Source organism: Streptomyces sp. NPDC039736 (assembly GCF_055596485.1).
In genome coordinates, this window is sequence record NZ_JBVIUQ010000003.1 from 726,378 (window position 1) to 750,988 (window position 24,611).

At 71.4% G+C, this 24,611-nt stretch carries 17 protein-coding genes and 1 pseudogene; 11 read left to right on the forward strand and 7 right to left on the reverse strand.

The window, feature by feature from the left end:
* Positions 1–1,394 precede the first annotated feature (1,394 nt).
* The gene (locus ACZ56L_RS12765; protein WP_345227196.1) at positions 1,395–2,069 is read left to right on the forward strand and encodes a thioesterase domain-containing protein; all 675 of its coding nucleotides are present in this window, start codon (positions 1,395–1,397) and stop codon (positions 2,067–2,069) included.
* 841 nt (positions 2,070–2,910) lie between these two features.
* Here ACZ56L_RS12765 and ACZ56L_RS12770 read toward each other — a convergent pair.
* Positions 2,911–3,492, reverse strand: a complete 582-nt coding sequence (locus ACZ56L_RS12770) for a CGNR zinc finger domain-containing protein (RefSeq protein WP_471063690.1) — start codon at positions 3,490–3,492, stop codon at positions 2,911–2,913.
* Positions 3,493–3,632: 140 nt separating this feature from the next.
* On the opposite strand from ACZ56L_RS12770, the gene ACZ56L_RS12775 reads away from it, so the two are divergent.
* The 3 genes from ACZ56L_RS12775 (at position 3,633) to ACZ56L_RS12785 (ending at position 7,046) form a co-directional block, all read left to right on the forward strand.
* The gene (locus ACZ56L_RS12775; RefSeq protein WP_471063692.1) at positions 3,633–4,907 is read left to right on the forward strand and encodes an MFS transporter; all 1,275 of its coding nucleotides are present in this window, start codon (positions 3,633–3,635) and stop codon (positions 4,905–4,907) included.
* Positions 4,908–4,988: 81 nt separating this feature from the next.
* Positions 4,989–6,185 (forward strand): glycosyltransferase family protein, encoded by a 1,197-nt coding sequence (locus ACZ56L_RS12780; protein WP_471063694.1) that lies wholly within the window; start codon positions 4,989–4,991, stop codon positions 6,183–6,185.
* Positions 6,186–6,323: 138 nt separating this feature from the next.
* Positions 6,324–7,046 (forward strand): HAD family hydrolase, encoded by a 723-nt coding sequence (locus ACZ56L_RS12785; protein ID WP_471063695.1) that lies wholly within the window; start codon positions 6,324–6,326, stop codon positions 7,044–7,046.
* Between the two features lie 1,030 nt (positions 7,047–8,076).
* Here the strand turns inward: ACZ56L_RS12785 and ACZ56L_RS12790 are convergent.
* On the reverse strand, positions 8,077–8,463 hold the full coding sequence (locus ACZ56L_RS12790; protein WP_345227183.1) for an ATP-binding protein: 387 nt from the start codon (positions 8,461–8,463) through the stop codon (positions 8,077–8,079).
* Between the two features lie 360 nt (positions 8,464–8,823).
* The gene (locus ACZ56L_RS12795; RefSeq protein ID WP_471063698.1) at positions 8,824–10,095 is read right to left on the reverse strand and encodes a PP2C family protein-serine/threonine phosphatase; all 1,272 of its coding nucleotides are present in this window, start codon (positions 10,093–10,095) and stop codon (positions 8,824–8,826) included.
* 123 nt (positions 10,096–10,218) lie between these two features.
* Here ACZ56L_RS12795 and ACZ56L_RS12800 point away from each other — a divergent pair, with 123 nt between their 5' ends.
* Positions 10,219–10,803, forward strand: a complete 585-nt coding sequence (locus ACZ56L_RS12800; RefSeq protein ID WP_471063700.1) for a MarR family winged helix-turn-helix transcriptional regulator — start codon at positions 10,219–10,221, stop codon at positions 10,801–10,803.
* Positions 10,804–11,027: 224 nt separating this feature from the next.
* On the opposite strand, the gene ACZ56L_RS12805 is transcribed toward ACZ56L_RS12800, so the two are convergent.
* The gene (locus ACZ56L_RS12805) at positions 11,028–12,320 is read right to left on the reverse strand and encodes a PP2C family protein-serine/threonine phosphatase (RefSeq protein ID WP_471063702.1); all 1,293 of its coding nucleotides are present in this window, start codon (positions 12,318–12,320) and stop codon (positions 11,028–11,030) included.
* A 412-nt stretch (positions 12,321–12,732) separates the two neighbouring features.
* Here ACZ56L_RS12805 and ACZ56L_RS12810 point away from each other — a divergent pair.
* Positions 12,733–13,450, forward strand: a pseudogene (locus ACZ56L_RS12810) (ATP-dependent DNA helicase); the annotation flags it as partial.
* Positions 13,451–13,491: 41 nt separating this feature from the next.
* Here ACZ56L_RS12810 and ACZ56L_RS12815 read toward each other — a convergent pair.
* Positions 13,492–14,055: a TetR/AcrR family transcriptional regulator gene (locus ACZ56L_RS12815; RefSeq protein WP_345227173.1), complete on the reverse strand. Its 564-nt coding sequence runs from the start codon at positions 14,053–14,055 to the stop codon at positions 13,492–13,494.
* A 145-nt stretch (positions 14,056–14,200) separates the two neighbouring features.
* Between ACZ56L_RS12815 and ACZ56L_RS12820 the strand changes: the two genes are divergently transcribed.
* Complete coding sequence (locus ACZ56L_RS12820) at positions 14,201–15,673, forward strand: MFS transporter (protein WP_471063704.1); 1,473 nt, start codon at positions 14,201–14,203, stop codon at positions 15,671–15,673.
* Between the two features lie 408 nt (positions 15,674–16,081).
* Positions 16,082–16,429, forward strand: coding sequence for a hypothetical protein (locus tag ACZ56L_RS12825; RefSeq protein WP_471063706.1), 348 nt, complete (start codon positions 16,082–16,084; stop codon positions 16,427–16,429).
* A 491-nt stretch (positions 16,430–16,920) separates the two neighbouring features.
* Here ACZ56L_RS12825 and ACZ56L_RS12830 read toward each other — a convergent pair whose 3' ends face one another.
* Positions 16,921–17,388, reverse strand: a complete 468-nt coding sequence (locus ACZ56L_RS12830; protein WP_345227167.1) for a hypothetical protein — start codon at positions 17,386–17,388, stop codon at positions 16,921–16,923.
* 209 nt (positions 17,389–17,597) lie between these two features.
* Entirely contained in the window at positions 17,598–18,488 is an 891-nt protein-coding gene (locus ACZ56L_RS12835) for a hypothetical protein (protein WP_468689234.1), read from the reverse strand.
* Positions 18,489–18,768: 280 nt separating this feature from the next.
* On the opposite strand from ACZ56L_RS12835, the gene ACZ56L_RS12840 reads away from it, so the two are divergent.
* From ACZ56L_RS12840 to ACZ56L_RS12850, 3 genes are all read left to right on the forward strand, one after another.
* Positions 18,769–21,693, forward strand: coding sequence for an nSTAND1 domain-containing NTPase (locus tag ACZ56L_RS12840; RefSeq protein ID WP_471063709.1), 2,925 nt, complete (start codon positions 18,769–18,771; stop codon positions 21,691–21,693).
* A 501-nt stretch (positions 21,694–22,194) separates the two neighbouring features.
* Positions 22,195–23,745: a UDP-N-acetylmuramoyl-L-alanyl-D-glutamate--2,6-diaminopimelate ligase gene (locus tag ACZ56L_RS12845; protein ID WP_345227161.1), complete on the forward strand. Its 1,551-nt coding sequence runs from the start codon at positions 22,195–22,197 to the stop codon at positions 23,743–23,745.
* Positions 23,746–24,152: 407 nt separating this feature from the next.
* The gene (locus tag ACZ56L_RS12850) at positions 24,153–24,602 is read left to right on the forward strand and encodes a papain-like cysteine protease family protein (RefSeq protein WP_345227159.1); all 450 of its coding nucleotides are present in this window, start codon (positions 24,153–24,155) and stop codon (positions 24,600–24,602) included.
* Positions 24,603–24,611 lie beyond the last annotated feature (9 nt).

A 24,611-nucleotide genomic window follows, 5' to 3' on the forward strand; every position in this document is an offset into this window, starting at 1 on the left:
GGAGAAGGCCAGGTCAAAGCCGAGTTGTGTTCTCGTGGTCACGGCGATCGAAGTCTGGGGCCCGGCATGGCCGCTCCTTGGTGAAAGAACTGAGGAGGAGTGTCGCGGGCGGTTCCCTGCCGCTGCTCGTGTGCACGGGTGCAGCAAGAGTGTGTCTCTCCGACCCGGTCTGCAAACAGGCAGGCGGCGTTTCGTGTCGAGCTGGATTCCGACGCCGGTACGGACGGTGCCGGGTGGCGGGCGCGGTGGTGGCCGGCGACCAGCGGTATCGGTCGTTCGCCACCGCTCTCGCCACCGCTTGGGTTCTGCGTATCCGGGGGGCGGCTCGTCATCATCCGTACGTGTGTGCGTGGCTGTTCGCGGTGCGCAGGCGTGTGCCGTGGCCATCGGTGAGTTTGAGGTGTGGGAGCGGTGGCCCCAGGGAGGGAGGAACATCCTGACCTCCGCCACTTCCTGCCAGCCGGAGGCGTCCATGGCGGATGCGGTGCGGCCTGGCCGCAGTGTGGCGGGAACGGTGCCGAATTCACTGCCGGTCAGCACCGTCGCGCACTGTTCGCTGGGGCCGACGACGACCAGGCCGTCGGCAAAGGCGCCGTTGACCAGGTCGTTGTCACCGGGCGTGGCGTTGGTAGCTCGGAGTGACCGGCCAAGGAGCCCGGTGAAACCTCTGCCTGGTGCGAGTGTTTCCGGGTTCGGCTGCGGGGAGGCGGTTGCGCGAAGGGCGCGTATCCGAACGGCAGTGCGGATTCGTCGCTGAATCCCTTCGTGTGCCGATGCCCCGTGTCCCGCCTGAGGTGTTTATTCAATGCCTTTTCATAAAGTCCCGCACGGTGCATGACTCACACCACCCGCGGAGGCGGTCATTCTCAAAACGGTGGAATTGCGAGGCGTTGCACCTTACTGGATGGCTGTCACGTAAATTCGGACAAGTGGGTCAGGTTGGGCGATGAACTCGCCAAGGTCGAGTCAAGCGCGCCTTCGGTTGGTCAACTCCTGGTCAAGCGAACCGAAACTGTGAATCGTCGAGCCGAGTCCGGGCACTCGTATGAGTTCTTTTCGTGGGTGGCCGCAAAATTGGGGGTTGACATTCAAATTGGACTCTGTTGATCCTGTGTGTGCAGGGAAATTGCTCGGAGCTCCGGTGCAGTGCGACCGGAGTGCCCGGACTTCGCTGGGTATTACTGGATGAGCAGGCTGGAAAGTGGCGTCGAATCCTTTATTCGAGTCGGCGAATACCAGGTTGGGGGAGCGGTGTGCTCGAGAGTCGATCAGTCCGTGATGTGCGTGCGAATCGTGCCTTCCATGTCCGATCGGCTGACCGGGCAGTGGGTCGGCCGGGCGGCCGGGCGGCCGGTCTCCTGAGCACCTACGGTCGCGGACAGGAGTTCAGCAGTGTGGTTCTGCATCCGTCCGGCGGAGGTCTCGGTCAGTACGTCGGCCTGATGGCGTCACTGGCCCGTCGGGGAACGGTGCACGGTATCCGTGCCTGCGGACTGCGAGCCCACGAGGTGCCGGACACAAGTGTCGCCGCCATGGTGGAGCGCTATCTTCCCCTGCTGCGCGAGCTTCCACACCCTCCTGACCTGCTGATCGGCTGGTCACTGGGAGGCGTATTGGCCTGGGAACTCGCGAGCGCGCTCGCGTCCCAGGGCCATTTCCCCGCGGTCGTCATGCTCGACAGCTTCGCCGAGCCCTGGGGGGTGTGCGCCGACGACTCGGGGCGCCGGACGGTGCTGGAAAAGATCGTCGAAGGCGGTCTGCCGGGCGATGACGATCCGGCGGCGTACGCCAGGCTGATCGAGACGGCGACGGCCCATGTCATGGCTTCGGCCGCGCACCGGGTGCGGGAGCCGTATGCCGGCCCCGCCCTCCTCATGCCGTGTGACGGACCCGAGCAGCGCCGCCAGATCCATTCCTGGTCACGGTGGTCCTCCCGGCTCACGGTCGCACCTCTCGCCTGTGACCATTTCAGCCTGTTCGAGCGGGAAAACTTTCGTGTGATCCTGCGGAACGTCGGAGAATTCCTCAGTGAATGTCGAACAGGGCGGGAGTGCGGAATGAATTCATGATGCCCGAACATTCCGCCCACGCCATTACTGCTCTCTGCTCATGCTTCGAGTTCGCATCGCCCGGATGTCGTCGGGTGTGTGGCCATGCTGTTGGGTCGCGCCCCCGAAAAGGAAGGCGGGTCATGACCCGGAAGCGAACTCCTCTCCACCTGTTCGACTTCCTCCAGGTGAATCTGGCGCTCGTAGCCGACCGCCCGCACGGCCCGGCAACCTCGCTGCGCCTGGGCACCGTGCTGCGATTCAACCCGGCAGCGGCCGCCGAGGGACTGCCCACGGACGCCAGAACCGTGCAGCGGCATCTCGCTGGCGCGCAAGATTTCCTCGGCCTGCGATTTCCCTCGAAAGCACCGGAGCGGCTGCCATGCCCGGCCTTGAGGAGCGGCTCACGTCCGGCATCCACTGCATCGTCGCGGACGCCTGCGGCTTGCCGTGGGTTCCCTCCTGTCAGCGGCAGCACATCTACCTGTTGAGGCCGGCTGCGAGCGCGGAACCAGATCCGGCCGTGGCACCTGTCCTCGCCGGTCGGATCGCCGTCGTGGAGGACGGTTGCCACCTCGAAACCCCATGGGGCAGCGCCCGACCCACGGTCCGTCGCGTTACGGGGGACGAACTGCGCGCCCCGGCCGTGCCGATGTCGGCTGTCCCGCTCACCGCGGCAGATCCTCCCGGCACTCTTCGGGACACCGTGCCCCGACTGGGCCTCGGCGTCGCCGAAGACGCCGACCGGCAGGTCGATGCGCACGCACAGCATCCCGGTCGCGAGCAGGCCCTCGGCGCGTTCACCCTGGAAACCGGTACGCCTCGCCGCGAGGCACTCGCCCTGCCTGCCCCCGCGGGCGGATCAGGTGTCGTACGGGCCGGTCGGCGCGGCTCCGGAAGAGAGCATGGCGGCCTTGCGGCGGCGGTAGGCAATGGCGTTGGCCCGGCTCCCGCACGACAGCTTGTCGCACCAGCGGCGGCTGCCCGCGCGCGAACGGTCCAGGAAGAGCCGGGTGCACTCCGCACCGGCGCACAGGCGTACGAGGTGGCGGTCTTCGCCGCCGAACAGTTCCCCGGCCCTGGTCGCGAGCGTGGCCAGCACCTCGTTGACGCCACCGTGCCGCTCGACCTCGCCCAGTGCCCTGAGCGCCACGGTGACCTGCGGGCCACCGGCGCACTCGCGGATCAGCCGTACGTCGGTCACGGCGGCATCCGCGCCCCGTTCCGCCGCGACAGCCGTTCGGTAGACGGCCTCGCGCAGCAGGCGGGCGCGGTCCAGCGCAGAGCGGGACACCCGGCCGGGGCGGTCGGCCAGACCGGCCTGCACCGCCCACGCCGCGAGGTCCGCCGGCTCTGCCAGGAGGTCGATGGGACAAGTGGTGCGCCAGCTCAGGGTCGCGGCGAAATCGAGGGCCAGGTGATCGCTGACGAAGAGGAAGTCCACCACCCCAGTGTGGCGCGCGCCGGCATGGAACAGCAAGATCGTGGAATCATACCCTTGACCGATGATTCCGGGCGGAGCCGCCAGGCCGGTTCGACGCCCCGCCGCACCCGTACCGCGGCCGCCGCCCGGCAGGAGGGCACATGACCACCGATGCCGCATCCGCCACCGCCGCATTCCGGCTGACCCACTACCTGGGGGTGGCCGTCCCCGCCCGGCTCGCCGACGAAGGCGCCCGGATCGGCCTGGTCCTGCTCGCCCTGGAACGCACGGACAGCGCAGGCCTGGGCGGCGCGCTGGTCGCGGCGCTGATGATTCCCCACGTCGTCGCGGCACCGGTCCTCGGTGCCGTGGCCGACCGCGTCCGCCGCCGTCGCCTCTTCCACGCGTCGTGCCTGCTCGCGTACGGCCTGGGGCTCGCCGCCACGGCGGTGGTGGTGGGCCGCGCACCGGCCGGACTCGCTCTTGCCCTCGTCGCGGCGGCCGGATGCTGCGCACCGCTCGTCACCGGAGGTCTGACCAGCCTCCTCGGCGAGCTGGTTCCGGCCGACCGTCTCAGCAGGGCCTTCAGCATCGACTCCACCTCGTACAACCTCGCGGGCATCTGCGGTCCGGCCCTGGCCGCGGCCCTGTCCGCGGCGGCGGGCCCGGACACCGCCCTGATCGCACTCGGCGCGGCCGGGGCGATCGCGGGCCTCGTCATGCTCACGCTGCCCCTGGCACCCAGGACCGGAGGGGCCGGGCACGATGCGCGCCTGCGCCCCGCCGACCTTGCCACCGGACTGCTGGAACTGCTCAGGAACCCGCCCCTGCGCGCGGTCACCTGGTCCAGCAGCGCCGGCCAGATCGGCGTCGGCGCACTGCCCGTCCTCACCGCCCTGCTCGCCCAGCAGTACGGGGCGGGCTGGGCGGCGGGCGGCCTGATGACCGCCTTCGCCGCCGGCGCCCTGGCGGGGTCGCTGATCTACGCGGTACGCCCGTGGACCGACACGCACCCCGAACGTGTGGTGCTGGGTTGCCTGGCGGCGACCGGCCTGCCGCTCGCCCTGGCCGCCACGAAACCGGCACTCAGCGCGACCACGGCGCTGTTCGTACTCGCCGGAGCCTGCACCGGTCCGCTCTTCAGCGCGCTGCTCGCCGCCCGGGAACGGTACGCACCGGCTGGAGTCCGCACCCAGGTCTTCACCCTGGGCGCCGGGCTGAAGAGCACCGCCGCCGCTGGAGGCGCGGCCGCCGCAGGAGTCGTCAGCGGTGCCGGCACCGGTGCCCTCCTGCTGGCGATCGCCGCGTGCCAGGTCCTCGCCACCCTGCTCGGCGCGGCCCTGCTCACCCACCACGGCACCACCGGCGCGAAGCACGCCGGCCGACCGGGCGAGGCCGCCGCCCCGAAGGCGGCCAATCGGAAGAGCCGTACCTGAGATCTCCCCACCCGGGACAGCGACGACCGCCCTGCCCTCCCGCACCCTCCGTACCTCCCCTACCTCCCGTAAGGAACGCACATGAGGATTCTCTTCGAGCCCATCGGCGGAGCACTCGGCATCGGAGCCATCACCCGCTGCCTGGCCATGGCGCAGGCCGCCGCCATGCGCGGACACCGAGTCGCCTTCCTCGCCCCGGAGGGTTACCCGTTGATCGATGAACTGGACCTGGGCGAGCGGTACTTCGCTCCCTTCCCCGAGCGCACTCCCGAACTCGTGGGCAGCGGCGAGGCGGACGGTTTCACGGAAGCCGTCCTGATACGCGGCATGGGGGAGCCCGCCTACGTGCGCGCGGCACTCGACGCCGAGGTCAGTGCCTACCGTGCCTTTCGCCCGGACATGGTCGTCACTGAGATGCAGCCCACTGTCCCGATCGCCGCACACATCGCCCGCGTGCCGTTCGCCTGCACGGTACAGAGCCCGAACCTCGCCGCTTTCGCCGGACCGAGCGACCGTCCGGAATCGTGCGCCCGGGTGGAGGCCACGTTCGCCGCCCTCGCCCGCGCGCACGGACTGCCCGAACCCGCATCACTCGAAGACCTGCTGCACCAGCGTGCGGCCGTGAACATCGCGCCGACAGCCGAGGTTCTCGAACCGGCCCTGGGCGCGCTGCCCCGCACCCGCTATGTCGGGCCAGTGCTGCTGCCTTCCCTGGAACTCGCACCCGCACCCCGGTACGACGACGCCGAGGTCCGCGTCCTCGTCTACCTCAGCTTCGGCGCGCTCACCCTCGACGAATTCCTCCCGGTCATCGCGAAAGCATTCCCGGCCCCCCGGCACAGCGTGGTGGTCGCCGCCCGCGAGAAGGACATCGCCGGACGGGAGGTGCCTTTCCGGCAGGACAACGTCATCGTGGCCCGGACTCCTGGGATCACCCGCCTGCTCCAGGACACGGATCTCCTGGTCACCCGTGGCGGCCAGAACGCCCTGATGGCCTCGTTGCTTGCCGGGGTGCCGGTCATCGGAACCCCCGGACGCAGTCCCGAACCGATATTCAACCTCGGCGCGCTCCAGGCACACGGGGCGGCCCTGACCCTGCTCGACGAGCCGGGCCCCGAAGCTCTGGCCGAAGCGGCACAGACACTTCTCACCGGGCACGCCGCCCAGCACGCTGCCCGTCTGGGGGATCTGCTGCGTCGGCACCGGGGGGCCGTCGAAGCGGTGGAGGCACTCGAGTCGGCGGTGTCGAACCCTGCCTGTCGCCCACCGTTGGACTGAGGTGCTCGACCGTGCGGCCCCCAGGACGCGCACCCGGCGCCCAAGGCGCGGCCCCGGCCCCCAGGACGCGCACCCGCCTCCCGATCGACAACCGTCCAGGACCGCCCCTCTCTCACCCACCGCACCAACGGAGCCCACATGTCAGGCGTCGCGACCACCCCCCTCACGGCCGCAGCGGCGCTCTTCGACCTCGATGGCACTCTCATCGACTCGGAGCCCCGCAGCCAGGAGCTGTGGCGAAGGCTCTTCGCCGCCCGTGGCATCGCCCTCACGCCCGCACTGCTCGCCTCGTTCGGCGGGCGCCGTAGCGCGGACGTCATCGCCGAACACCTCCACCGTTTCGGCCCCGGCCTCACTCCGGACGACCTCCGCGCTGACCTGCGCAGGCTCGACGAGGAGACCGGCCTGCCCGAGGTGCGGCTCAAGCGCGGCGCCCGCATCCTGCTGACCCGGCTCCGGGACGCCGGAATCCCCACTGCTCTGGTCACCTCGGGCGGCCTGACGTACGCAACCCACCACCTGACGCGGCTGGAGATCGACCACTTCGCGACTCTCGTCACGGCGGACGACGTCACCCATGGCAAGCCCGATCCCGAGGGCTACCTGCTCGCTTGCCGCCGCCTGGGTGTTGACCCGCGCCAGGCCCTGGTCTTCGAGGACTCGACGGCAGGCATCCAGGCAGCGAGGGCGAGCGGAGCGGCCTGCATCGCGGTCGGCGACCCGGGGCCGGCCGCGGCGGCGGAGACGCTGGCCGTGGTGCACGACCTGGCCGACACCCCGGAGATCCGGCCGGCGGTGGGAACGGCGCACCAGGACGTGGCGAAGGCGGGTTCGCTCCCACGGGACACAACGGAGAACTGATCAAGGGCGGCAGCACGACTCTCCGCCCCTGACGGTGAGTCCGAGCCCGCCCAGTACACCCCGCCGTGGCCTCCGTTCCCATGAGCCGGTTGCCGACCGTGACCGCAGCGTCGTACTGGACTGCCAGGAGCGGTCTCAGCAACTACCGCCACACGGGACGCGGCGGTCCCAGTGATCGCTGTGTGCACAGGAGATCGCGGTTCGCCGTGGTGATCCCCGCGGTCGCAGGTGGCCTGCTCGCGGGAACGACCCCCGCGCCGACGGACCCCGGCGCGTTGGAGACCACCGGCATCCAGGCGCGCTACGCCGAACAGGACCTGGGCCGACGCCGGTGCACCGCCGAGGATGTGCCGGACAAGCCCGGGACGGCGAAGATCCTCGAGTGCGTGACGTTCGCGACCCCGCGCGACCGGCCCGACGCGTACGACCCGAAGCTCGACGTCGACCTCATCTCGCCGCGCCAGCAGGACTCGACCACCGTCGACCTCGGCCGAGCCGCGCGAGCCTCGCGCTTCAGCAGAGCCACACGCGTGATCGCGATGTCGCCGAGCCCGTCGCCCCCACCGGGAGCATCCGCCAGCGGCCATGGCCCCCTGCTGTGCCGTGCCGCAGACCGCGTCCTGCCGAGTTTCACCGAGGCCGACCTCCAGGAGCAGGCCGCCGTCATCAGGTCGGGCGCACCGTACGGCCTGCGGATCATCGTCAGCCGACAGCTCGCGGGCGCCGAAGGGCTCAGCGTCCCCCTAGTGCCTGTCGACAGGGAAGGCCCACCGCATCCCCAGCGCGTCCAGCTCAGCCCGGCATTCTTCACCGAGCTCGTCGGCTCGCTGACGGATGGTGCCCAGGACCATCCCCCGCTTCACTGCCGCCACATCAGCCTGTGGCCCGGGACCGCCGGCGCGTCGACGGCGGCCGGGCCAGGCACCGCACGGTGGGACCACGCCGTGGTCGCCGCAGACGAAGCTCCCGCGCCGCCGCATCGTCCTGCGGGAACAGTCGAAACCCGGCGACGTCAGGAATGCCGCGTGCCTCAGGCGAGCACCAGGGAGGCCGTGACGGTCTTCCCGCCGCCGGACACCCGGACAACGCTGACGGCGTGCGCGAGGTGGTGCACCATCCACCACCCCCACGTTCCCGGCGTCGCGCCCGCAGGGCGCTCGGGGCGCGCTGGTGGAGTCGAGTCGCTGGTGTCGCTCACGCTGATGACGATGCGGTTGTCCCGGAGGCTGACGGTGAAGTCCGTAAGGCGTCCCGCGTACTTGAGCGCGTTCGACACCAGTTCCGTGGCCACCATCAGGGCGTCCTGGAGGGAAGCACCGACTCCTGTGTGTTCCGGGCGGCCTCGGGCTTGCAGCGCCTTCTTCACTGTCGCGCGGGCCTCACTTGCGTTCTGGGGTACCACCGCACTCTGCTCCATGAACCACGCCTACCCCGCCAGACGCGTTTCTGACGAGGAACCGTCCCGGAATGAGGGAATTCCTGCCGACTGCGCCAGCTCCCTCGCCTTCCCGCGCGACGTCGCTGCGTACTGTCCGAACCGGACAGCGGCACCGTCACCGACCAGGCGGGAGAGGCGTCCGGGCTCGCGACGGCAGCCCGGGTCGGGTGTCGGGGGGGGGCGTCCGGGAGGGTCGCCTTGCCACTGGCCGGACCGGCCCCGGCCGTACGGAGTTCTCGACGGGGAGGCCGCCCGGCCGGGGGAGGGGTTCCCGTACACCTGCGATGTCCCGCAGACCACCCCCCGACGATCGCCGTGCGTCCTCGACCGCATATGGCATCACGTCGTGGGCGTGCGCTCTCCCGCCGTGAGGTGTCCGTCCGTGGGGCGTCCGTGCCAGTCGAGGCAGATGATCATGGCATCGTCGCTGTCGGCCCCGGGGACGTGGTGGGCGGCGTGTGTTTCGAGGACGGCGTGCGGCACCTGGGTGGCGGGGAGGAGCCGAGTTTCGGAGAGTGCCCGGGTGAGGTGGCGGGCGCTGAAGAGTTCGCCGTGTTTCGAGGTGGAGGCGTAGACGCCGTCGCTGACGATCAGGAGCCGGTCGCCTGGCTCGATGGTGTGGTACTGGGGGATGTACGGGGTGTCCTCGAACATGCCGAGCGGCAGCTGGGCTTCGAGCTCGATCGGTTCGACGGAGCCCTTGCGCAGACGCCAGATCTTCGGGGAGCCCGCGTCGATGACCTCGAAGGCGCCGGTGGCCAGATCGAACTCGAAGAGCAGGGCCGCGACGTGCTGGGCGCCCCGGTGCTCTGCGTAGAGGGCCTGGTCGGCGAGGGCGGCCTGGTCGGCCAGGGAGAGTCCGGCGCGGCGGGCGTTGCGCAGGGCGTTGACGGCGAGGTTGGTGAGGAGGGCCGCTTTGATGCCTTCGCCCATGCCGTTGGTGGCGGTGAGGGTGAGGGTGTCGGCGGTGGTGGCCCAGTCGAAGTTGTCGCCGTAGATGGCGTAGGCGGGCTCCAGCTGGGCGCCCAGGGTGTACTCGGGGCGGGTGCAGGAGCGTCCGGGCAGGAGCTGCCACTGCATCTCGGCGGCGAGGGTGAGGCGGGAAGCCCGACGGGCCTGCAGGTAGAGGTCGGTGTCGCGGTCGGCGACGACGAGCTCGTGCGCCAGGACATCGGCGAGCTGCACGAGCTCGGCGAGGACCTGCGGGGAGTCGCCCCCTTCGGGGACGGTGACGGACAGCACGCCGAGGCGGTCGCCGCGGACGCTGACGGGCAGGTGGGCCGTCACGGCTGGAACGGGTTCGGGCTGCTTGGCCAGCGGTTTCGTCGGACGGGACAGGTGTGTACGGGTCGGCTTCGGGTAGCGGGCCCTGCAGATGAAGGGTTCTTGGGCTCCCAGCGCGCGGCCGGGCTCGCTGGTGCGTATGGGGACGGGCTGCGCGGTGTACGGCGGGACGGTGACGGGCTGGAGCATGGTCATGGCGTAGTCCGCCATCCACAAATCGACCGCGATCGCCCCGTACTGGTCGGCGCAGACGGCACGGACCGTGTCGACAAGGGCGTGGGGCAGCGCGGTGCGCAGTGCCTGAGCGGCGGTGGCGAAACGGTCCATGGACGGCTGGGGGCCTTTCTCGGCGGGTCGAAGGGTTCGACCTTCGTACAGTTCGACTGGCAGACTGAGCGCCCGGTCGGTAGGGACGCCGACGGGCTGAATCGGAGATTCACGGTGCGGAGAATGGAACCGGCTGCTGCGGACCTCGCGGACGGCAAGGCCGCTGAGGTGGCACGGGCGGTGGTCGAGCAGTTGGAGATGCTGTGGGAACGGGGCCGGGACGCGGTGCCGACCGCGCCGGTGTCCACCTCGCAGCTGCGCGTCCTCTACACCCTCGACCAGCAGGACGGCATCAATCTTCGCGATCTCGGCAGGCAGATCGGGGCCGCCGCGTCATCGGCGAGCCGGCTGTGCGATCGGCTCCAGGCCATCGGCTATCTGCACCGTTCTTTCAGCAGCACCGACCGCCGCGAGGTCACGCTGCGGATCACGTCTCTGGGCCGCGCCTATCTCTCCGATCTGCGCGCCCACCGCGAACAGGAGCTCGCCTCGACCCTCGCGGCGATGACGGCGCAGGAGCGGGACGCTCTCATGAGCGGGCTGGCCGCGTTCCGCAAGGCCCACGACGCCGCCACCCCACGAGCGGCCGCCCGGGCGGGTGCGGCCCCGAGCCCTGAGCCGGGTGGCGAGGAAGACGAAAGACCCGCGGGCGCGGAGCATGCCGTAGAACTGACGGATACTCAGCACGGGATGTCCTGGACCGCTTGACTTCGGGGGCGACGCCGCGGCGTGGCAGATGAGTTGGTGCACCCCAGCCTCTCTCGTCCTGCGCCGGCGGACTGTGGTCCCGCTGGGTGGTAGCGGCGGTTTCCGGAACCAGACGCAAGAATGTTGCCAACAGTCATTGTTGTCAAACGGCAAATTCTGACGGGTGAGGAAACCGGCTCTCCGCTGCCGTCCGCCGGTGCGGGCCGCATGCCCACTCGGAGGGACTACCGGCCGGCGTCGCTGCGGTGGTGCGGCCCCGGGGCGAGGCGCAGGGCGAGGGCGAGGGTGTCGTCGGCGTGCAGAACGACGGTGTGCATGTCGGCCGCGATCGCGGACGGGATCTCACCGAGGGGGAGGACGGCGTGCTTACGGGCGGCAGCGATGAGCCGTATCTCGCCCTCGAGGGGGTCGCGTCGGCTCTCGGTGAGCCCGTCCGTGTAGAGGACGACGAGGTCTCCCGGTGTCAGGACCTCGTGCCGCAGGGTTTCGCTGCCCGGCAGCGGATATCCCACCCCGCGCCCGCGGACGGACAGGAACTCGGCGGTGCCGTCGTGTGCGCGCAGCAGCAGGGCGGGTGGGTGACTGCCGCCGGCGAGCGTGAGCACACCTGTGGTCGGATCGAGCCGGGCGAGCAGAACCGTGGCCTGCAACCCCGGGACGACCGGGGAGAGCTGGCGGTCCACACGCGCCAGGATCGACTCCAACGGGTGACCCTCTTGTGCCAGCGTGCGTACGGCGTGGGTCACCGACAGGGCGCTCTTGGTGCTGCCGATGCCGTGTCCGAGGGCATCGACGACGGTGATGTGCACCGTGCCGTCGGGCAGTTGGAACCAGTCGTAGAGATCTCCGCCGGTCGGCGCCGCCGGATCGGACGGCGCGTAGTGGACAGCCAGCTCCAGCCCCGCAACCGACAGGGCGGCGGGGCGCAGCGCGTCCTCCATCGCGAGCAGGGTCTGGCCCTGGGCCCATCGCAACTGCTCTTCGCGTTCCTCGAGTTGCAGGTAGAGGGCGAGTACGCCGTCGTTCGTCTCCGACAGCTCGTCCTCCAGGAGCTGCTGCTGACGCTCCAGGCCGTCCAGGCGCACCAGCGCCGCCCGCAGCTCCATCTCGTAGGCGTCGACGTCCGAGGCCGACGGCGATCCGGCCCGCGGCGAGGGAAGGAAGGGCCCCTGGCGATCCGGCAGCGGGAAGTGCCACGACACGGAGTGCGGCCGGGTGCGCGTCGGCGGGAGGGGGAGGTCCATCGGATCCGGCTCGCCCGTGGTGTCCAGCCCTTCCAGGGTGAGGACGGCATGCCCCGCGGCAGGGGGCGGCGGCTCGCAGGTGCCCTCGCCGAGGGTGACGGAGCCCCCTTCGTCCAGGGTCCTCGCGGCCAGGCTGCTCACCGTCAGCACGAGCCGCGCGACGGTGTCGGGGCCGAGATGATAGATCTTGGCGATGCGTCGGACTTCCTGCCGAAGAGCGGGCGTCGCCCTCAGTGCTGGACCCGTGCGCACCGACGGCTTTCCCGCGGTCATCGCGAAGCCCCGTGGCGCGTGGTGGAGGCGGAGCCGGTTCCGGAGGCAGAGCCGGCGACGACGCGATGTTCCCCCAGGCCCGCCACAGCCCGTGGCGTCCTGTTGCTGAACTTCATCCCGCGCCCCCTCGCGCCTGGGACGACTGCGGATCGGTCGGAACCCCGGGGCCGTTGCCGTCTAAACTCTTGTCGTACGGCAAATAAAACCACACGCGGTCAGTCGCCGGTAAGGGGCCCCCGGCACGGCGCGTGGCCTGGGGACATCTCGCTCGGGTGCCGCATGACGCCGGACGGTTCGGCCGCCGCGGCACCCGGGTGCGTCGGCCGGTTGTCGACAGCCCCGCCTCCTCGTGTGCGGCGGCTTCGCAGGCCGGCGGTGTTCGGAGGCCGACGTCCGCGGCGAGGTCACCGTTTCCCTGCTGCTGCGCGTCCCGCACGACCCGTGGACCGTCGCCGACGTGCCGCTGCCGGACGAGGCGGCGGCCCTGGTCGAGGGGCCCCGAGCGGTCATACGGACACATCGTCGTAGGCGAAGCGCGGGAACTCACCGTCATGCAGGGACGGATGTTCGGTCCGCCATTGCCCGGACAGGGCGATGGCGCTGGTCGGCGACTTCGCCCGGGCGGGCCCGATCACGACCGCACGCGACGGGAAGGAGGTACTGGCCCCGCCCATGGGATCCGGCCCAAACCGCACGACCTGACCGTCAGCTACCCGCCCCGCGCAGGAAATCCCATGGAGCGTCAGCGACCTGCTCTCGCGGATCGCCCCGCACCAGGAGCCCACACGGTCGCTGCGGAGCGGCGGGAGCCCCGCACCGTGACCACACCGCCGGACGAGTCCGGCACGGCCGTCGTCGAGGAACTGCGCACCCAGAGCGCCGCGCACCCGGGCGGACTCCCGGGCGCGGTCTGCGTCGACGCCCGAGCGGACGAACTGACGGCCCGGGGTGTGCCGAGCACGCCCGTGTCGTATTGGCCCCCGAAGCGCGCGGACTCGACTTCGACGGCGGCGTCGTCCTGCGCCCGGAAGGGACCGTCACGGCACGCCTCGGCGGCGAAAGGGACCTGTACGTGGCCCTGGCCCGGGCCACCCGCGCGGCTGTGCACCGTCACGGCGCAGCCCGCCTGAGGCGGCGCCCCCGTGCGTGCCCGCGCCTGGTGCACACCGATTCACAGCAGCCGGTCGACCAGCCCGTCGACGTACTCCGGTGTGATCCCCATGCCGAACAGCACGCGGATGTACATCGGGGCCAGGACGTGGTCCAGCACGTCCAGTGCGTCCGGCGGCCGCTCGCCACGCTCACGGGCCCGGTCGAGCATGGACTGCAACTGCCGCGTGCGTTCGGCGAGGAGCCCGTCACCGGCCCCCAGCCCCTGCGGACCGTCGCCCGACAGGGCGACGGCCAGGCGCACCACCGCCACGCCGTCCGGGCCGGTGATCTCGCGGGCCACCTGGGCGGCGTACGTGCGCAGATCACCGGCCAGGCTCCCGGTGTCGGGCATCGGCGACCGCGCGTTGAGGCGCGTGAGCACCACATCGCTGAGGAGGCTTTCCAGACTGCCCCACCGCCGGTAGACGCTGCTGTCGGCCACGCCCGCACGGGCCGCGATCTCGCCGACGGAGAAGTTGCCGTAACCCCGCTCGTGGACGAGTTCGGTGACGGCCTGGTGAACCTGCGCCCCGACGCGGGCGCTGCGCCCGCCAGGACGCCGGGCCGGCTCTGTCTCACTCATGCCCTCACCCTAACGCAGTCGTTGGTTGCGTTTGTGGGCGACGGCCCTTACAGTCCTCTAACGCAGTCGAGGACTGCATTAGCGTGCTTGAGGGCCGACCGATCACATCGGCCGTGGAAGACACGCACGAACGGAAAGGAGTCCCATGGCGGTAACGCCTGCGACCGCGGACAGCCGGCCGAACCGGGGCGTGCTGCTGACAGTGACCTGCCTGGGCCAGTTCATGGTCCTGCTCGACAACACGATCGTCGGAGCAGCCCTGCCGGACATGCAGCACAGGCTGCAGACCGGGCTGACCGGCCTGCAATGGATCGTCGACGCATACGTCCTGCTGGTCGCCATGCTCCTGCTGTCCGGCGGCGTCTTCGCCGACCGGTTCGGCCGCAAACGCGTCTACCTCACCGGCGTGGTCGTCTTCACCGCCGCCTCCCTGGTGTGCGCCCTCGCACCCTCCCTCGGCTGGCTGGTCACCGGCCGCGTCCTCCAGGGCATCGGAGCCGCGGCCCTCAGCCCGGCCTCACTCGCCCTGCTCGCCGCCGCCCACCCCGTACCGCGGGAACGCATGAAGGCGATCGGACTGTGGGCCGGACTCAGCGGCATCGGCCTGGCCGCGGGCCCCGTGGCCGGCGGCATCCTGACGGACGCCTACGGCTGGCCCGCCATCTTCTACGTCAATGTGCCCATCGGCGTGGTCCTCCTCCTCATCGGCCTGCGCCACCTCGGCGAGTCCCGCAACCCCGACGCGCCCGCGATCGACGTCCCGGGCGCCGTCCTGTCCGTCCTATCGGTCGGCGCCATGACCTACGGCCTGATCGAAGGCGGCGCCCGCGGCTGGACCTCCCCGGTCATCCTGGGCAGCTTCGCCGCCGCGGCGACTCTCCTGGCCGCCTTCCTCACCGTGGAAGCACGCAGGACCGCCCCCATGCTGCCGCTGCACCTCTTCCGCCAACGCCTGTTCACGGTGTCCAACACCGCCATGGTCGTCGTCGGATTCGCGCTCATGGGCTCGTCGTTCTTCTTCTCCCAGTTCTTCGTCCACGTCCAGGGCAGCTCGATCCTGCGCGCAGGCGTGCAGACCCTGCCCGTCTCCCTCGCCATGGTGGTCGTCAGCCCGTACGCGGGCCGGCTCGCCGCCCGCTGCGGTTTCCGCGCCGTCGTCACCCTCGGCCTCACCCTGGCGGGCCTGGGCCTGCTGGCGCTCGGCATGGTGCACGCCGACACCCCCTACGGAGACGTGTGGTGGCGGCTGGCAGTCGTCGGCACCGGCTTCGCCCTCACCATGTCCCCGCTGACAGGCGCCGCCATCCAAGCCGTCGACCCACAAGAAGGCGGCCTGGCCTCAGGCGTCAGCAGCACCACCCGGCAGATCGGCGCGGTGCTCGGCGTGGCCCTGCTCGGAGCTGTCGTCCGCGCCGGCCAGTCCGATGGCGCCTCCTTCGAAACCGGCCTCAACAGCGCCTTCCTCACCGCAGGCGCCGTCACCCTCGCCACCGCGGTCTTCACCGGCCTGTGGCTGGCGAAGACCAGACCCGTACAAGCCCCCGTGACCCCACTTCGCACGACCGGACCGGAAGCGACCACCCCCGCCCCGGACGAAACTTCCGCGAACGGCCGTTGACGAAGTCCTGGACAGCTGTCCGTCGACCACGCACGCCTGCGTTCCTCGGTTGGTCCGCGGCTTCCCTCTCTCGAAGAAAACCGATGGCGCGCACCGCCGTTCGGCAGTGGTTCTCAAACCAACGACCAGCACGATCTCCGTCGGCGCCTTGCCCCGTCCGTCAGGTGTCCCTGCGGCCGGGGCACCGCCCCAGCAGCGAAACCCCAGCACCGGTGCTGCGGTCGCGCGCATGCACGGCCCCGCCCGGGGAACGGTGATCATGGCGTCCAGCCCCCGTGGCGGCCCCACGCTGGTTCCGAGTTCCGCCCCGCGAAGGAACGGAGCGGAGGCCGGCCAGAACAGGGCGTCACGGCTAGTGATGACGGACATACGTGAAGCGCCGGCGTGGACGGGAAGGTGCAGAGACCAATGGGTTACATGTACGAGAACGAGGACGGGGAAAAGTACGAGCTCGACGCCCCCCTCAGCTTCTCCGACGACATCCTCCAGCTCAAAGGGGGATGGGACGGAAGGAGCGGATACGTCGTGTACGAGCTGACGGCCGCGTACGGCGAGCCCGAGCAGAAGACGGTGGCCCTGGGCACGGCGAAGGGCAAGGCCGACGACGACGATCTGAAGGTCGAGTACCGGGACCGCGACGGCTACGCACAGGCACGGGTGAGGACGAACGATCTCGGCCATCTGGTGCTGGATTACGACTGCTCCTTCCTCGGCAAGTCCTCCCGCGGCGACGACGTCCGCATCGACACCGACTGACCCGAGCCGGTGAACACCTGATCACCGGCTCGGCGAGAACCGCTGTGCCGGGATTCCTCGAGGCCCGTGTACCGCCCGCGCGCGGGCGGTACACGTCTGCACACCCACTGGCCGCCGGGCACCAGACCTGAGCCGAGGAGACCTCGACCCGGCGGCGGAACCGCATCTGGCGTCGGCATTGATCATCTCCCGGTGGCAGCATCCTCCGGCGTCGGCGGACAGCGGTCGAGCACGACATCGAGCCTCAGAGCCCCAGAGCCCAAGAGCGCCGACCTCGGCGACTGTTCGTGATGACCTGCGTCGAGGACCGGGTCCTGCCGGAGACCGAACCAGCGCGTCATGTGCGGCGCAGTCCTTGCGGGTGATCCAAGGAGACAGGCAGCCGAAGGCCCGCCCGCAAGCCGAAGGGCCGGGGGGCGGCCCCCGGCCGTGACGCCGGACGTGGCCCGGGGCCCACCGGTGTGCCGGTGGGCCCCGGGTGTCGAGGCGGGTCAGCCCTGACTGCAGTAGTCGACCCAGCGGTGCGAGGAGATGTTGTCGTTGACCGACTGGCCGAAGCCGCCCTGGCCCGCGCCGTAGGTGAACTTCCACTTCCCCGACGGGAGGTTGTTCCAGGAGTCGCCCCGGCTGATGCAGGCATGCGCCCCGGTGGCCCTGAGGCCGTAGTAGAGATCGACCGCGTCGAGGGTGGTGGCGTAGCCGTTGTTCCAGATGTCGGACGCCTTGTTCCGGCACGGGCCCCAGGTGTCGGCGTTCCCGCCCCAGAAGCAGGGGGTGCCGCCGCCGTAGGGGTCGGTCCAGGCGTGCAGCAGACCGTCGGCTGCGGCCGTGCTGCGGTTCGCGGGGGCGGCCCCGCGGTCGTCGGGACCGACGGGGGCGCCGGAGGCGATCGCCGGGAACAGCGCGAGCGCCAGTCCTGCCGCGACCGCTCCGGCGGCGGTGAGGTGCTTGCGGATCATGGAATTCTCCTTGTCCGGCGGCGGATGCCGCCCGTGTTCGGGTGGTGGCCGGTGGGCCGGCCGTCCCGCGGCGGATGTCGCCGGGGAAGCATGAGGGGGCGCGCGGCCGACTTCGGCCGATCGGTGTGCGGGCCCGGGGAATCACCGGGAGGGTGCGTTCGGCCTCCGGTGGCCGGTGCACGGTCCCGGGGGAGCGTGGGGAGCGGAGGTCAGCCGCGGGCGACCACTGCGCGGGCCCGGGGGAGCGCCGCCCTGGCGAGCCGGGCCAGGTCGGCGTACACCCTCGGGTGGCGCCGTCGCGCCGTCGTCCCGTAGGAAGTGTCGAGGTCGGCGGCGACCCGGGAGAAGCCCGTGGACACCGCGCACGTCGCCTCCGCCACCGCGGTCCGGGTCTCCCGGGCCCGGTCGGCGCCGCGTTCCGGGTCGGCCGCGGCGCGGCTTTCCTGGGGATCGGAGTACGGAAGTCCGTCGGCCCGCATGCATGCCGCCCAGCGGTCCCGGGCCGACCGGTAGCGCGCGTCCTGTTGGACGGCCGCGACGCGTTCGCCCTTGAGGAAGCGGACGGTCCGCGTCGCCCGGAACCAGGCCGGCAGGTCGCCGTACAGACGGCGCTCGGCCTCCGCCGTACAGCCCTCGTCGCTGTGGCTGATGCGCGCGCCGTTCGGCAGGTCGACGGCGAGCCCGGTCGGGCGGGGCCCGTTCAGGGCCGCCACCAGAGAGGTGCGGCGACGGGGGTCCAGTGACAGGAGGTAGCGCTTGTTCGGATCGGCGTCTGCGGCCCGCCGGAGTGCGGCGCGCTGGTCGGATCCGTAGCCGTGCTCCTTCGCCCACGCCACGTCGTCGACGACGTAGGGGAATTCGCGCCGGGTGCCGGGGGCGGCGGGCGGGGTGACCCAGAAGTCGAAGCCGCTGCGCCGCATGCAGTCGCGTTCCAGCAGGTTCTCGGCGACGTCCAGCGTCTGCTGCGAACCCACCGGGCGGATCACCGCCTCCGGCGGCCGCGATGCCGTGTCCTGCGACTGCGCCGCGCATCCGAGTACCAGTGACGCGACTGCTGCCGCTCCCACCGCCCGTGCCGCGTCCCGTGCCGTCGCTCGCATTCCCGGCCTCCTCCCGTGTCGTCCTCGCCGTCCTGCCCAGGGAGTTGTCTAGCCCGAAGGGATTGTTCGGCGTCGGGACACCTTTGCCGGACAAACAACTCCGTACAGAGCACGGCGCAGCGGTCCGCGTTCCCGCTGGTCACAGCCGTCGGCAAGGGCGGTGTCCGGTCGCACCGGGCACGTGAGCACCGGCAGAAAACAGCCGAATCGGCAAAGGAGCGGTCAGGCGAGCACAGGGCTGGGGAGCATTCCCGGCACGGAACGGGCACATGGTGCGGGGGTGGCGAAGGTGGCGCGCAAGGAACGGCCGCTGGACAGCGGGGACACTCCGGAGCTGGCGTTCGCGGCATCCCTGCGGCAGTTGCGGGAGAAGGCCGGCAGTCCCACCTACCGGGTGCTGTCGCAGCGTACGCACTACTCCGTCACCACCCTCTCCAGCGCCGCCGCGGGCCGCGTACTGCCCTCGTTGCCGGTGGCGCTCGCCTACGTGCGTGCCTGCGACGGCGACGTCGGTGAGTGGGAGCAGCTGTGGCACCGATCCGCTGCCCGGATCGCCGCGGGTGCGGCCTCGGCGGGGCCGGAGGCGTGCGGCGCCGAAGAGGGGCCGGCCGCGCCGTATCCGGGGCTCGCCGCGTTCCAGAGGGAGGACGGAGAGCGGTTCTTCGGGCGGGAGGACGTCACCGATGACCTGGTGCGCCGGTTGGCCGGGCACCGGTTCGTCGCGGTGTTCGGAGCTTCCGGGTCGGGCAAGTCCTCGTTGCTGCGGGCCGGTCTGCTGCCCCGGCTGGCGGCCGGTGTCGAGACCTCGACCGTGCTGCTCTTCACGCCCGGCCCGCACCCGCTGGAGGAGTGCGCGATCGGACTCGCCACCGAGGCGGGTACCACCGCGGGCCGGCTGTGCGCGGAACTCGCGGCCGATCCGGCCAACCTGCACCGCCTCGTCCGGCAGCTGCTCGCCGGACGGCCGCCGGCCGCCGAAGTCATCCTGGTGGTGGACCAGTTCGAAGAGGTCTTCACCCTGTGCCGGAGCGAGCAGGAGCGGGCCGCCTTCATCTCCGCGCTGGTCACCGCGACGGGGGCGCCGAACAGCCGCTGCCGAGTCGTGCTGGGGGTGCGCGCCGATTTCTACGCGCACTGCACACATCACGCGGAACTGCTCGCCGCGCTCGCCGCGTCGCAGCTCCCCCTCGGCCCCATGACCAGCGAGCAGTTGCGCCAGGCGATCGTCCAGCCGGCCGCCCGCGCGGGGCTGAGCGTCGAAGGCGCGCTGGTGGCGGCGCTGGTCGCCGAGTGCCACGGCAAGCACGGGACGCTGCCGCTGCTCTCGCACGCCCTGCTGGAGACGTGGCGCCGCCGCCGCGGCAACGCCCTCACCCTGGCCGGATATCGGGCCGCGGGCGGAATGGAGGGTGCGCTGGCCCGGACCGCGGAGACCTTCTACACCTCGCTCACCCCTGCCCAGCAGCGGTCGGCCCGGCAGCTCTTCCTGCGGCTGACCAGCCTGGGGGAGGGGACCGAGGACACCAGACGCCGGCTGCCGCACCGGGAGCTCGACCGCGACGCCGACGTCACGACCGTGCTGGAACAGGCGGCGCGCGCCCGGCTGCTCATTCTCGACGACCACCACATCGAGGTGACGCACGAGGCGTTGATCCGCTGCTGGCCACGCCTGCACCGGTGGCTGACCGAGGACCGCGAACGGCTGCGCCGCCACCGCATGCTCACCGAAGCGGCCCAGCTCTGGGAGTCCCTGAACCGCGACCCGGACGTGCTGTACCGCGGTGCGCGACTGGCCATGGTCGGGGAGTTCGCCGATCCGTCGGCGCACCGCGGTGAGCTGACGGTGCGCGAGCGGGCGTTCCTGGACGCCAGCCGGGCGGCCGAGGACCTGCGCAACCGCGGGCTCCTCCACCGGGCCCGGCGCTTGCGGCGGCTCGTCGCCCTCCTCGCCGTCGCCACGCTGGCCGCCTCCGGTGCGGCCGCCTACGCATTGCACGCCCACCGGGAGATCACGCAGCAGCGCAACGAGATCCTCTCCCGGAACGTGGCCGGTGAGGCGAGCTCCCTGCGGGACAGCCGACCGGCCCTCCACACCCAGCTGATGATGGCCGCCTATCAGCTCTCCCCCACCGCCGAGGCCCGTGACGGACTTCTCGGGGCCGTGAGCAAACCGCTCCCCGGCCGCGGGGAGATCGTCTCCTCCGTCGCCTTCACGCCGGACGGGCGCGGGCTGGCCGCGGGGGGCGACACCGACGTTCAGCTGTGGAACACGCCCGAGGCCGGCCCGCCGGTCAGGGCGGGAGCGACGCGGCCCACCGGTCGGGTGGCGTCCGTGGCGTTCACGCCGGACGGGCGCACGCTGGCGGTGGGCGGCTTCGACCACACCGTGCGGCTCTGGGACGTGACCGACCGGGACCGCCCGACGCCCACGGCCGCGCTGACCGGTCATACCGACGTGGTCTACGCCGTCGCCTCCAGCCCCGACGGACGGACCCTGGCCACCGGGAGCTACGACCACACCGTCCGGCTCTGGGACCTCACCGCGCGCCCACCCGCTCTCCGCGCCGCGCTCACGGGCCACCGGCTGAACGTCAAGGCGGTGGCGTTCAGCCGTGACGGCCGTCTCCTGGCCACCGGCGGCGACGACCGCACCGTACAGCTGTGGAACGTCGCCCAACCGCACGAGCCGGTCAGGCTGTCCGTCCTCACCGGACACCGGAACTTCGTCACCTCGGTGACGTTCGGTCCCGGCGACCGCACGCTGGTGTCCAGCAGCGACGACCGCACCGTACGGATCTGGGACATCTCCCGTCCCACCCGCCCCGCCACTCTGTCCACCCTCACCGGGCACCGCGAAGTCGTCATCGCGGCGGCACTGAGCAGGGACGGGCGGCTGCTGGCGTCAGGGGGCTACGACGGTTTCGCACGCCTGTGGAACGTCGCCGACCCCCGGCGCCCGGCGACGGCGGGGGTACTGGGCAACGGCGGGGCACTCAACGCGGTGGCGCTGTCCCCCGACGGACGGTTCCTGCTCACCGGGGGCACCGACCACACCGCCCGCCTCTGGCCGACCGACCCCCGGCACGCCATCGAGCTGGGATGCGCCGGAAACCCCGCCGCGCTCACCCGAGCACAGTGGGAGCACTACTTCCCCGACGTCTCCTTCCGGGAACCGTGCCGCGTCCAGGGGGACACCCGCCGCTGACCGCTCTCGCGGGTGAGGGACCGGGTGAGGGATCCGGCGCCGGGCCTCGGTGGCCGCCGGCCCGGCGGTGGCCGGTACCCTCCGCGTCCGAGCAGAACCTCCAGGCCGCGGCGACCCGGTGGCGGCGCGCACACCGGCACCGCGCGAACCGGGTTCCGTGGCTCCCCGCACCGGGGGCGGTTGGCCACTGCACGGAACTCGCTGTAGCTTCAAGGAGCGGCGAACGATCCGGCCGGTTTCCACGGCCCCTCCGGCAGCACGTCCCACTGCGTGCGCCCGATGACGAACTCGCCCTGTGTCAGCACGTGAGCGCGCCCGTGGCGGTGCGCCGCGCCGCCGCGCCCGGTCGCCGGGCCTTCCTGCCGGGTCGTGAGCTGCCCGGTCCGACCCGAGCGAGCACCGCGCTCGGCTCCGCCCCACCACAGCAGCGTCCGGCCACCGCCGGTGCTGCCGCCCGGCTGCGACCGCGTTCAACGGCCGCGCCACTTCGAAGGGATCATCGTGCAGCTGAGCGAGTTGTTGGCCGGACAGGAACACCAGGTGCTCCAGGGCGACCCGGGTACGACGTCGATCACCGCGGGCGTGACCTTCGACGTCGACCGGGTCACTCCCGGTTCCGTCTTCGTCGCCGTGCCCGGCCACCGGGAGGGCGGGACCGCCTCCATCCCGGCGGCTCTCGCCCGCGGAGCGGCGGCCGTCCTCGTCGAGGGGGCCGACCCCGCGCTCCCGGAGACGCTCTGGCCGGCGAACAGGTGCACCGTGCGGGTGCCGGACGCCCGGCGGGCCGCCGCCGTGGTGGCCTCCCGGTACTACGGCGAGCCGGGGCGGCAGATGGACATGGTGGCGGTCACCGGGACCAACGGCAAGACCTCGGTGTCGTACATGGTCGAGTCCGTGCTGCGGCTCTCGGCGGGGGCCGAGGTGGGAGTCATCGGGACGTCGGGCAGCCGGATCGGCGACGAGCTGATCCCGATGCCGCCCTCGGTGCTCACCACCCCCGAGTCGCCCGACCTCCAGTACCTCCTGGGGCACATGCGCGACCGCGCGGCCACCGGCGTGGTGCTCGAAGCCACCTCGATGGCACTGCTGACCCACCGGGTGGACCGTACGTTCATCGACGTCGGGGTGTTCACCAACCTGACCCAGGACCACCTGGACGACCACGGCACGATGGCCAACTACCGGGACGCCAAGCTCCGCCTCTTCCAGGGCCTGTGCCGGCACGCGGTGGTCAACGCCGACGACCCGGTCGGGGCGGGCATCCCCGCGATGATGCCGGGCGCCGTGACCACGTACGCCCTCGACCAGCCGGCGGACTACCGGGCCACCGACCTGGTGGTGAGCGCGTCCGGCACCCGCTTCACCCTCCACCACGGCGGGCGCGCCCGCCCGGCCGCCATCCCCTTCCCGGGCCGGTACTCCGTCGCCAACGCGCTCGCGGCCCTCGCCTCCTGCCACGTCCTGGGGCACGACCTGGACTCCCTGGTCGCCGCGCTGGCCCAGATGCCGCCGGTGCCCGGCCGGTTCGAGCGTTTCGAGACCCCGGACGGCACCTCGGTGATCGTGGACTACGCGCACTCGCCCGACTCCTTGGAGAAGGTGCTGACCACCATCGGCGGCTACTCGCGCGGCCGGGTGATCACCGTGTTCGGCTGCGGCGGCGACCGGGACACCACGAAGCGGGCCGACATGGGAAGGATCGCCGGGACCTACTCCGACCTGTGCGTCCTGACCTCGGACAACCCTCGCAACGAGGCTCCGGAGGCGATCCTGGACGAGATCACTCCCGGGCTCGCCTCGACGGGCACGCCGTTCGAGCGGCTGGCCGACCGGCGCGAGGCGATCGCCTTCGCGCTGTCGGCGGCGGGGCCGGACGACATCGTCCTCCTCGCGGGCAAGGGCAGCGAACCGCACCAGACCGTGCGGGAGGAACTGATCCCGTTCAGCGACATGGCCGTCGCGCGCGAGCTCGCCCTGCAGCAGACCGCCGCCCGGTTCCCCGCTGCCGGGAACGGCTCGGCGACCACCGCGGAGCACGCCGCGTCCTCGTAGTCGCAGTCGTTCGACGCCCGAGCCGGTGGGGCGAGGGCCGGGTCCGGAGCCCACCGGGAGCGCCGGACCGGTACGGCCCGTGGGACACCTGCCCGGCCGCGATCCCCGCTCGCCGTACCCCTACGGGCGTCAGTGGGTGCGGCCGGCGGGGCGGGCGGACCCACGGCTGTCCGCCAGAACTAGGCCGCACGGGTACGTCTCCGCAAGTCGGGTGTGTCGATGGGTAACACGTTGGCATATTCGTCCCTGATCACCCCATTCGTTGCGTTGCACCCTTCAGGGAAGGCAGGAACATGGGCAGATTCAGGTACGGAAGAGCGAAAGCGGCTCTCGCGCTGGCCGCTTTGGGCTCTCTCGCAGCCGCGACGGGCACCGCTCACGCGGAAGCGGGCCAGGACAACATCACCATGCTGAAACAGGAGAAGACCCAGTGGTGCTGGGTCGCCTCCGGGCTGACCATCGCCAAGTTCCACGGACTCGGCTCCACCCAGGCCGACTTCTGCAGCCGGGCGCAGCCCTACTACGGCTGCAACAACCAGCCCGCCACCCTCGACGACATGGCCAAGGGCTGGCACAGCCTCGGCATGACCCGCACCGGGTCCGGCCTGAACACCGCGGCCACGTTCAACCAGGTGTACACCGACGTCAAGGCGGCCCGTCCGATCGGCGCCCGCATCGGGTGGACCTCCGGCGGCGGCCACATGAACGTGGTCTACGGCTTCGACACGGCGAAGACCACGATCGCCGTGGCCGACCCGTGGCCGGACACCACCACGTACACGTGGTGGAACTACAGCGACTACGTGAGCAACAGCTCCTCCAAGTGGACCCATTCCCGCATCGGTATCTCCCGCTAAGGCAGGCGA

What these genes read in the sequence shown, in the direction of transcription:
- ACZ56L_RS12775 (WP_471063692.1), top strand. Translation starts at nt 3,633, where the DNA reads ATGACCACCGATGCCGCATCCGCCACCGCCGCATTCCGGCTGACCCAC.
- ACZ56L_RS12780 (WP_471063694.1), top strand. Translation starts at nt 4,989, where the DNA reads ATGAGGATTCTCTTCGAGCCCATCGGCGGAGCACTCGGCATCGGAGCC.
- ACZ56L_RS12785 (WP_471063695.1), top strand. Translation starts at nt 6,324, where the DNA reads ATGTCAGGCGTCGCGACCACCCCCCTCACGGCCGCAGCGGCGCTCTTC.
- ACZ56L_RS12790 (WP_345227183.1), bottom strand. Translation starts at nt 8,463, where the DNA reads ATGGAGCAGAGTGCGGTGGTACCCCAGAACGCAAGTGAGGCCCGCGCG.
- ACZ56L_RS12795 (WP_471063698.1), bottom strand. Translation starts at nt 10,095, where the DNA reads ATGGACCGTTTCGCCACCGCCGCTCAGGCACTGCGCACCGCGCTGCCC.
- ACZ56L_RS12800 (WP_471063700.1), top strand. Translation starts at nt 10,219, where the DNA reads ATGGAACCGGCTGCTGCGGACCTCGCGGACGGCAAGGCCGCTGAGGTG.
- ACZ56L_RS12805 (WP_471063702.1), bottom strand. Translation starts at nt 12,320, where the DNA reads ATGACCGCGGGAAAGCCGTCGGTGCGCACGGGTCCAGCACTGAGGGCG.
- ACZ56L_RS12815 (WP_345227173.1), bottom strand. Translation starts at nt 14,055, where the DNA reads ATGAGTGAGACAGAGCCGGCCCGGCGTCCTGGCGGGCGCAGCGCCCGC.
- ACZ56L_RS12820 (WP_471063704.1), top strand. Translation starts at nt 14,201, where the DNA reads ATGGCGGTAACGCCTGCGACCGCGGACAGCCGGCCGAACCGGGGCGTG.
- ACZ56L_RS12825 (WP_471063706.1), top strand. Translation starts at nt 16,082, where the DNA reads ATGGGTTACATGTACGAGAACGAGGACGGGGAAAAGTACGAGCTCGAC.
- ACZ56L_RS12830 (WP_345227167.1), bottom strand. Translation starts at nt 17,388, where the DNA reads ATGATCCGCAAGCACCTCACCGCCGCCGGAGCGGTCGCGGCAGGACTG.
- ACZ56L_RS12835 (WP_468689234.1), bottom strand. Translation starts at nt 18,488, where the DNA reads ATGCGAGCGACGGCACGGGACGCGGCACGGGCGGTGGGAGCGGCAGCA.
- ACZ56L_RS12850 (WP_345227159.1), top strand. Translation starts at nt 24,153, where the DNA reads ATGCTGAAACAGGAGAAGACCCAGTGGTGCTGGGTCGCCTCCGGGCTG.